This is a genomic window from Clostridium sp. (assembly GCF_051656525.1).
Taxonomy (GTDB): Bacteria; Bacillota; Clostridia; order Clostridiales; family Clostridiaceae; genus Clostridium.
Genome location: NZ_JBOGCC010000021.1, coordinates 1 through 1,627, shown reverse-complemented (window position 1 = coordinate 1,627; position 1,627 = coordinate 1). Strand labels below are relative to the sequence as shown.

2 protein-coding genes are annotated in these 1,627 nt (G+C 25.1%); both read left to right on the top strand.

Annotated elements, in window-relative coordinates; translation table 11 throughout:
* Positions 1–185 precede the first annotated feature (185 nt).
* Positions 186–476 (top strand): hypothetical protein, encoded by a 291-nt coding sequence (locus tag ACRDDY_RS00585; protein ID WP_438563023.1) that lies wholly within the window; start codon positions 186–188, stop codon positions 474–476.
* 73 nt (positions 477–549) lie between these two features.
* Positions 550–1,329, top strand: coding sequence for a hypothetical protein (locus ACRDDY_RS00580; protein ID WP_438563022.1), 780 nt, complete (start codon positions 550–552; stop codon positions 1,327–1,329).
* Positions 1,330–1,627 lie beyond the last annotated feature (298 nt).

The following is a 1,627-nucleotide window of genomic DNA, read 5'->3' as shown; positions in this document are numbered from 1 at the left end:
AAGCATGGTCGGGAAAATCAAAGGATGTTTTTTATAGTATAAGATATAAAAGTTATAAAAAACATTTAACTAAAGTAATTGAAAAAATAGAAAGAATGAATAACTTTTTAAAGGAAGCAGAGAATAGGTTAACAGATGTGTATAGACTAGAAACTAAGTTGCTTAATTCAATTTAAGGAGGAAAAATGAGTAAGTTTAATTTAAAATATTCAAGTGGTAATGGCATAGTTAAAAGTTTAGCTGGTATGAAATGTTATTATAAAGAGGAATTAAAATATATTAAAATTTTACAACAACAATTAAATTCAATTAAAGGTGGATATAGTGAAAAGTCAGCTATTAATAATTATATAAGTGGAATTAATAGTAATGGAAATAGAGATATAGAGAAAATAGATAATTTTAATAGGTTATTTTCAGAACTTTTAAAGATGGCAAAAGAAAATGATAAAAGTTTAGGTAAAATGAAAATTTAAAAATAAAAGGATTATATTAAAATAAAATATTAAATTTTAATATAATCCTTTTTTGGAATAAAGGGGATAAGCTATGAAGTTAAAAAAGATAGGAATTTTAATTATTCCAATAATAGTAGGATTTTCAATAATGGGTTGTGACATAGTTTATGAAAAAGTAATGGATAGTGTTTATGGGGAGGCAGATATGGATGGTAATAGATTAAATGAATATGAAAAATTTGCATTAGAAAATCTTAAAAGAAAGTATGGGGAAGAATTCGTTATTGTACAAAGAGGGGGAACTCATGGGGCAAATAGACAAACTAAGAAGTTTTTAGCAGCACCGAAAGCAAATGAAAATATACCTTTTACCTTAGAGGTAGATTATGAAAAAACAGAGACTATAGATGATTATATAAATATAATTATGGAAGAAAAACTTGCTAAATTAGTGGAGAAGGATGTTAAAGAGGTTTTTGGAGATGATGTTAACATAAAAGCTACAATGTCAGGATATTTTAAAAAATATGATTCTATAGATATGGATGTTCTTGAATTTATAAAAGTTAATACTCATCCTTTTGCAATAGATATTTTTATAAAAACTAATGAAGATATAGATAAAAATGGAGAAAATAAAAAAATTGATAAATATTTAAAGATATTTGAAAATATAGGAATGAATAATGATATAGATATAGCATTTATATATATAAAAGAAAATTTTTATTATGATATAAATAAAGATTTTTATAACTCAAGATTAGATTCAACAGATGATTCTTATTATACAAATAAAAAAAATTATAATTTAAAATCTTTAGAATATAAAAATGGGAAAATTGAAAAAAATAAAGAGTTTAAATATTAAGGAGATAGGAAATTGAAAATAGTAATCAAACTGGAAGTGGATATGTTGGATTAGCTTTAGATACAGGGAATGGGAATATCGTTATAGTAAATAGAAGAAGTGAAAGTCCTGGAGCAGATACTAAAGACGATTTAAGTTTAGGTGATTCAATAACGCAACAGTGGAAAGATTGGATAGATAATGCTGAAACAGCAGCAAAAATAACGGCACAACAAAAAGATGCATTAAGCTTTGTTCAAAAAATGGTTGATAGTGGCAATTTTGAATCGGTACAACTAGGGGGTCATTCAAAGGGGGG

Excerpts from the sequence above, each read along its gene's own strand:
- ACRDDY_RS00585 (WP_438563023.1), top strand. The coding sequence starts at position 186 with ATGAGTAAGTTTAATTTAAAATATTCAAGTGGTAATGGCATAGTTAAA.
- ACRDDY_RS00580 (WP_438563022.1), top strand. The coding sequence starts at position 550 with ATGAAGTTAAAAAAGATAGGAATTTTAATTATTCCAATAATAGTAGGA.